This window comes from Pseudomonas sp. K5002 (assembly GCF_013386655.1).
Lineage (GTDB): Bacteria > Pseudomonadota > Gammaproteobacteria > Pseudomonadales > Pseudomonadaceae > Aquipseudomonas.
In genome coordinates this window covers 1-306 of record NZ_JACARK010001292.1, presented here as the reverse complement: position 1 = coordinate 306, position 306 = coordinate 1, and the positions used below count along the sequence as shown (strand labels likewise).

The following is a 306-nucleotide window of genomic DNA, read 5'->3' as shown; positions in this document are numbered from 1 at the left end:
AGGCTGCCGCTATCGACTTTATCTCGCCGGGCAAAGGCCCGGTGTTCGCCGAATTTTCCATCGACCAAGCATTGCTGGACGAGATTCGCCAGCACACCGCCAGCGGCGACAAGTATTTACCGCAGCTCAAGGTACAGATTCATGACGGCTCCGGCACCCTGGTGGCGCGGGTCGACAAAACCCTTTACGTGCGGCGCAAGCTGCAATCGAGACAGGCTTAAAGCATGGACATGCGCGCAGATGTGCTGATTGTCGGGGCCGGAATGGTCGGAAGCGCCCTGGCGCTGGCGTTGCAGGGCAGTGGCC

At 60.8% G+C, this 306-nt stretch carries 2 protein-coding genes; both read left to right on the top strand.

The window, feature by feature from the left end; translation table 11 throughout:
- Window positions 1-221, top strand: a 221-nt coding sequence (locus HX846_RS35775; RefSeq protein WP_178967299.1) for a DUF4442 domain-containing protein, incomplete at its 5' end; no start/stop codon positions are given.
- 9 nt (window positions 222-230) lie between these two features.
- Window positions 231-306: hypothetical protein (locus HX846_RS40035; protein ID WP_256740374.1), on the top strand; the 76-nt coding region annotated here is incomplete at its 3' end.